6 protein-coding genes are annotated in these 6605 nt (G+C 51.8%); 3 read left to right on the top strand and 3 right to left on the bottom strand.

The genetic code is table 11. The features are described from left to right. Positions 1 to 116: 116 nt before the first annotated feature. Both ABLU95_RS21390 and ABLU95_RS21395 read right to left on the bottom strand, forming a co-directional pair. On the bottom strand, positions 117 to 263 hold the full coding sequence (locus ABLU95_RS21390) for a hypothetical protein (protein ID WP_343194318.1): 147 nt from the start codon (positions 261 to 263) through the stop codon (positions 117 to 119). Continuing rightward, positions 260 to 766 carry a hypothetical protein gene (locus ABLU95_RS21395; RefSeq protein WP_348880381.1) on the bottom strand — a complete coding sequence of 169 codons (507 nt, stop codon included), beginning with the start codon at positions 764 to 766 and terminating at the stop codon, positions 260 to 262. Before ABLU95_RS21395 ends, ABLU95_RS21390 begins: the two co-directional genes overlap by 4 nt. A gap of 604 nt (positions 767 to 1370) precedes the next feature. Between ABLU95_RS21395 and ABLU95_RS21400 the strand changes: the two genes are divergently transcribed. From ABLU95_RS21400 to ABLU95_RS21410, 3 genes are all read left to right on the top strand, one after another. Next, on the top strand, positions 1371 to 1823 hold the full coding sequence (locus ABLU95_RS21400) for a hypothetical protein (protein WP_348880382.1): 453 nt from the start codon (positions 1371 to 1373) through the stop codon (positions 1821 to 1823). Positions 1824 to 2804: 981 nt separating this feature from the next. Next, entirely contained in the window at positions 2805 to 3272 is a 468-nt protein-coding gene (locus tag ABLU95_RS21405) for a hypothetical protein (RefSeq protein ID WP_348880383.1), read from the top strand. 679 nt (positions 3273 to 3951) lie between these two features. Then, complete coding sequence (locus ABLU95_RS21410; protein ID WP_348880384.1) at positions 3952 to 4584, top strand: recombinase family protein; 633 nt, start codon at positions 3952 to 3954, stop codon at positions 4582 to 4584. A gap of 572 nt (positions 4585 to 5156) precedes the next feature. Here the strand turns inward: ABLU95_RS21410 and ABLU95_RS21415 are convergent. After that, positions 5157 to 6500: a primase-helicase family protein gene (locus tag ABLU95_RS21415; protein ID WP_348880385.1), complete on the bottom strand. Its 1344-nt coding sequence runs from the start codon at positions 6498 to 6500 to the stop codon at positions 5157 to 5159. Positions 6501 to 6605: the final 105 nt, after the last annotated feature.

Raw genomic sequence — 6605 nt, forward strand, 5'->3', positions numbered from 1 at the left:
CGGGTTGCTGGCGATCTCAGTCAGCAGCTTACGGACGAATACCGGCAGAGGCATATTCCCGCGCGTGGCGGTCAGCCAGTCGGCGGTAGTTCCTGTCACTGTGATGTCATAAATTTTCATTGTTTAACCTCCGGCTGGACGGGCAGCGATTTGTACTTGTCCGGGTTGGCATCTTTGATTTTGCGAGCGGCGGCAATAGCTCGTTCCAGTGCATCCGGGTCGATGTAAGCGGGGCATGGTGGCCCCTTTTTAGTGGCGGTCATACAGTGGCCCCTGTCAGGAGCATATCGCGGAGGCGTTGGCGCATAGCATCACGCTCTGCGGCGGCGGCTTCCTCTGCTCGGCGCTGTGCCTCGTTAGCGGCGTCCTGAACCAGTTTGTCTACCTCACGCTCCATTGCGGCGGCGAGTTCGTTGTGATAGCCCTCTTCCACCTGTCGTTTCAGGTCGGCGATCTCCCGCTCCACCAGCTCCGCCGGTTTGCGAAGCGTGATACTCATATTCCCCGTACCGGCAACATAAACGGATTGAGGGATGCCGATATCGTACCTCCACCCTTCCAATATCCTCTCCTGGAGTTGCTGGATTGCCAGCGGCGCGGCGGCGTTGAAACGCTGTGTGGTACTTGTAGCTGTGTACCGTTGGACGGCGGTATCTATACGCGCGGCTAATACGGCGGCGTCGGGTTTGAACCGGTCGGCGGCTTCGTTCAGGAATGCCTGTAAATCGCTCTCAGCGGCTCTCTGAGCCTGTCTTTTTGTAGTCATAGTTGTCTCCTTAATCGGTGAATAAAGGCCGTAACAGGCCGCTAGCGCTCTCTGTGGGCGTCATTTGGTGTGACCGTTCATGCGGTCATCTTTTCGGTGTTTGTGTCTCAGATGGTCAGGCGTATTCGCCGTAAAAACTCTGTCCGCACGCCGGGCAATGCTGGGGAGTATCCGGTGTAAACCTGAACCAGCGAGTAACGTCCCCGCGTCCGAAAGTGACCCCTGCGAGGTGGGTGAATTCCAGCGCCGTGAGCGTTCTGTACGCAGTCGATAACGGGAGGTCAACGAAGCGGCTGATCATCTCAGCGGTTACAGGAGTGTCGGTTGCGTTCAGGTAATGTAAGACGTTAATCCGGGGGGCTGTGGCGCGGAGGCCAGTATCATTCAGGATCGCGGCGAGGGTGGAGCGTTCCGTATCGGTCGGGGCTGCAAACGTTGGCAGCGTGGGCGTTAAGGTCAATATTTCTCCTGTCTTGTGTGGTCTATTGGTCAGATTCTATTTTATCATGAAATTTTTTATTTGGGAATGATTATCATTAACTTTATGGATTTTTTTTGTGTATACTAACCAGAGTAAACACATCAATTTTATGGCGGGTATACAGTGAGTAAACAGAGCCAGAATCTACTCAACCTTACACAAGCTGCGGATGCAGTTGGTATCACGAGGAAGACGCTTTATTCCCATATTGATAAGGGGTTGGTGAGTGTTACTCGGCAACAAGGTAAACGATATGTAGATGTGTCGGAGCTTATCCGTCACTACGGATCTGTATCCCTTCCCGAGGAAAAAGTAAACACCGTTACACGGTCACAAACTAAACATAATGACGATGCAATATCGGCTATGCAGCGGGAGCTGGTAGAGCTGAGGAAGCTAATCGAGAAGCAACAATTATTGCTTGAGGATAAGCAGGAGACCGACCGGCTGCGGGAACAGGTGACCGGGTTGCAAAATGAGCGTGACGCAGCATCCTTGGAGCTGGAGAAAGTGAAAGCGGAGCTTGAGACGGAGAGGAAGAAGGGGTTTTGGAAGCGAATGTTTTCTGCAAACTGACTTTCTTTCTGACAACCCCCACGAAGAAAAAGAAGCCTTGCTCTTGGCATAGTCGTGATAACTGACAAGCCGCACGAAGATAAAAAGATCCAGATACTGGATTGTCGTGATGGGACGATTTAGTCATGTGTTGCGGCGCTTTGGAGCGAGAAATGAAAGTTGGCATCCCTGTTGTGCTCATTGTTACTGCGGTGTTGTGTGTTAGCGGGTTGCTTTATGTTCGCGGTGGGTCATTTTCGATTGATGGGGTTAACGTTTCCTGTAAAGGCCTGAACGTTAAGGGATTGAAATTGGAGATTCCTCGCCGGGGAGTTTGACATGTTCACAGATCCAGGTGCATTATCCCTGAAACGAAAAAACCACCCGGCAAGGTGGTTTTTCGAAGGTTCAGTAAACCGGCAAGTTTCTGAACCGTGGTAACAGTCTTGTGCGAGACGTGTCACCAAATTCGTCCTTCCAGTGTAGCCGCAGTCAGGCAACCACATCAAGAATCTTTTAACTGAGATTCTGTCGATACTACCTCGCACACCTCTGTTTACCGTATTGGCTGTTGCCATTAGCGGCTTTTTGCCGTGTCCGCTGGGGTTGGAATCGTGAGAATAGTTACCCAGCAGGCGCAACGGTCGGATGAAACGGGGAGTTCGTGCATATCATCCAGCTTGGAGCGAACCACCTAAAACGAGCAGTGCCAGCATAGGGAAGCTGAGAGTTAGCGCCCCCAAAGTAGAAAGAGCGGCAAGGCTGGCTGCAAACGTCAAGGTGGGAACACAGGAGCGCACGAGGGAGCGACTTATCGGAAACGGTGGGGATCTTTAAGCTGTGTCGGGTTTCGCCACTCTTGATTTGAGCGTCTGTATTGTGATGCTCGTCAGGAGGGGCGAAGCCTTCTGTAAAAGCCCTGGTTCTTCTTTTTTCCCGCGCTCCTTCCGCTTGTTTCTTCTCTGGTAGAATGTGCGGATTCCACTCGATAAGGATCGTTTTGTGCCTGCTCCAAACAATTACGGTGTGGCCGGTTCACCTAACAGTGCTATAGCTCACCCGGATGGCCTTGATTGCTATGGCCGTGTCCCTGAAATTAATTCCAAAGGTGATGTGATTCCCGCCGGTGATATCTTCTTGCGTGTTGGTCGGCATACTGGCCCTAACCGTGGGTTCGGTGTTCGCCATATCTGGGCTGAGCATGAGCAGGAACTGGTTCGATTGGGATATGCGACCGTTAATGATGTGGCGCGTTTTGTCCGGGATATTATTCGTCGTGGCGCGCCTATCTATTGCGAGTTTAATCATCCCGGCGGTAGGCATCGTCCTACGGTGTTAAAGTCTGCGGTTGGTATTGTGGTTCTTGAGCCAAGAGAGGCGCCTGAGACTGATTCAGGTTGGATCTATGTCGTTGTGACTGCGTACACACGAAGGACGGCGCACGGCGTGTTGGTTGGTCATGTTGTATAAAAAAATAGGGCGCTCAAAAGCGCCCCTTAGAAATTTGTTGGTAGTCGCAGCATTTCCTTAGCACATAGGGTTCAGAAACCGACTCTTGTCGTAACTACCCGGCAGATGACCAGTCATCTGACTGCCCGGCACAGAAGGCCAATTACTGGTTGAAGCCCCCTGCGAATGCTCTTGCAGTAAAATAATTCTATACGCATTACCGAAGATATTCAACTAAAGGTTGAGTGTTACCTATATACTAACTTTTCTCTATATCCCTGCAATCCCTTGCGGTGTCTGGGTTTCTTGAAATCACCGACTAAAGAGACCCTATATTCTAACTGCATATTCTGACCCCCATGTCGCTTGGCAGATACACCCCCGCCCCCTGCGGCTGGATCGCTGATACCCCCACCATATGTAAACCGGCTGGCTGCAAATATCCTGCCGGTGATTGTACGGCTGGCGCATGGTCTGAGGTGCTTAGCGTTTTGCTGGCTGAGATTAGAGTTGTCCGGATCTTCCAGAAATATCTGCCGGTGGGTTTTCGATATGCTGGCTGTCATGCGGTCTGTTTTAGGTATACCTAAAGAGGTACTGGTTTATTGAACCAGTCAGACCGGGAAAAACATTTATTGAACCACTATTAATAGACTGTTATTATTGAACCATTAAAAACAGACTATTAAGGGACACCGCCATGACATCACGTGTTTATGCCTACCTCAGAGCCTCCACCAAAGAGCAGGACGCATCACGCGCCAGAGAGCAGCTTGATGAGTTCGCTCATTCTAAGGGTATGACTATTGCCACCTATTTCACAGAGAACGAGTCGGGAGCGTCATTGCAGCGTCCCGAGTTGTTCCGGTTGCTGGATATCGCACAAAAGGGTGACGTATTGCTGGTGGAGCAGGTAGACCGGCTGAGCCGCTTAAAGGCGGACGACTGGCAGGTATTGCGGCAGACCATCAGCAACAAGGGGATCAGGGTTGTCGCGTTAGACTTACCGACCAGCCACCAGCTAATCCAGTCCGGCGATGAGTTTACTAACCGTATGCTGGAAGCATTGAATGGGATGATGCTGGATATGCTCGCCGCCATTGCGCGTAAGGACTACACCGACCGTAAACGCCGTCAGTCTCAGGGGATCAGCAAGGCAAAGGCGGCAGGTAAGTTTAAAGGCCGCCCGGAAGACGCCCAGCGCAACGAGAAGATCGCTAGACTGCTGAATGCTGGCATGTCATACACCGACATCATGGGAACGGTGAGCTGTTCCCGTGCGACGGTTGCAAAAGTGAGCAAGAGTCTGAAAGAGACCGGCATCACGGGCTAACCCACCTTCCACAATCCAGAGTGCCGACCTGAGACGGTCGGGTGTATTGAGATCCTCGCCATGTGCGGGGATTTTTTTGTTTTAAAAGGGATTATTCACTCATTTAATCTGGGAAAACCGGCGTCCTGTAGATCGCTATGGGCGTTGCTGTGCCTGCTGTCGCCAAATTTGTCATGAGAAATGACACAGATATTTTTTCGTGTGCAGTTAATGGCTGGCCCGGTGGAGACGAACCTTGTTAAGCGATCCTGCGTTGCATATGCATTCCTCCACCAGCACCGCCTTTGTCCCTGAGCCAGGAACAGAGCCGCCGCTTTAGGATTTGCACACGGCGCTACGCTTTGCCTACGGCTGCCCCTGTTGCTTACTGGCGTGCGCCACAGTAACTACGTTGTATATAAATAAGGTCGTGGGATTATTGGGATTGTTGGGATTATTCACTTTACGTATTGATTTATAGGTGTTTTATTGATTTTCATGCTGGGATTATCGTGGGATTATTTGCTGTATGGGTGGGATTATTTGGGATTTTTCGACTGATGGATGCAAAAAAGGGAGCGTATAGCTCCCTGTCAGAATTGCTCTGTCGTACCGTCTGCTGCATCCTCCAGCCACTGCGCCGCTTGTTTGGGCTTCCAGTCTGCCGGGAACCAGTAGCGGGAACGGTCAACACCAGCACCATTGGTATTGATTGGCGCTTGTCGATATCCAAGTTCCTCCAGCCTGTGCTTAATCAGGTCTGCCGGTGCATCAAACAGCAGGCGTACCGTTTCCATTTTGAATACCCGGTTTGACTCCAGCCAGTCGGATAACTCGATATCCAGCATGGATCGCGATTGTTCCTGCATCTCCGCCAGTGTCTCAGTCGCACGGCAATGATGCGGGTTGAATCCGGTCAGGTCACAGGCCATCAACCACCAGTAAATGGCATCGAGGCTGCCATCCTGCGTTAACCATTGTGCTAATCGACCGATAAATTCGCCGGTCTCCTCTGGGTTATGGCGATGCTCCATGAACCGGACGACGAACCAACGGCGCTCGCGCTCGTTCGGTGAAAAGCGGATCGGGCGTCGCTCGTTGCTGGCGAGGATAAACCGGGTATAGGTTGAGACCATCCGGGCCTGCTCCTGCTTCTCCTCGATCTGCTGGCGGCGCTCTGTCAGCAGGGATTTCAACCGGGTATGCAGCGATTTTGAGCTACTGCGGCAATCGTCCAGAAACACCAGCAAATTATTGGCGATCACAGTGCTGAACTGACCAGTCAGTTTGTCATACGAACTGAGTAACGATGCCTGCCCGCATAGCAGAGGTGAGAGAACCTGATCGAACAGGAATCCCTTCCCTGTGCCGGTCGCACTCGTCAGCATGAGGTGCCATGAGGGTTTAACCTCCGGGTACTGGAACATATGCGCCAGCCATTGCACAACGGTGTGCCGCTCGTCAGCGTCCGGGAAAAGGCGCTCCAGATATTCTGTCCAGAGTGACAAATCAATACCGGCTGCGGCGGTTGTCTGTGGTTCGTATGGCTTCCAGGTATTCAGAACGGGTACACCGTCCGCCTCGTATACCAGAGGGCGTGCGCCTCCGGGGATAAACTCGCGCGCCGATGCATATTTAATCCGCTGGCGGAGAATATCGTGTAACAGGGGATTGTGACCACTACGTCTGTGCTCTGACTGTTTTCGCAGCCACTGCTGATAGAGGTTAGTCTCCGCGTGGAACGGATGGAATTTACCTGTCAACGTGCTGTACAGGTCTGCGCCATTTTTCCGGGACAGATAGATGAAGCCCTGGTTAATCAGGTATTCCGCAAACTGGTGTGCCAGTCGCTCATGTCCGTTTTTTTCGTCGATGTAGATCCCATCGGAATCATTGGCGGCGTTATCAATTATTTTTTCGTTGTTCGGGTTTGGCATTTGCACTCCACTGAGTCGTTAAGGGTTTGGGTCAGGTCGTTATATTTTTCCGGGTTGCTGGCGATCTCAGTCAGCAGCTTACGGACGAATACCGGCAGAGGCATA

Source organism: Klebsiella sp. GG_Kp146 (genome assembly GCF_040061975.1).
GTDB classification, from domain to species: domain Bacteria; phylum Pseudomonadota; class Gammaproteobacteria; order Enterobacterales; family Enterobacteriaceae; genus Klebsiella; species Klebsiella quasipneumoniae.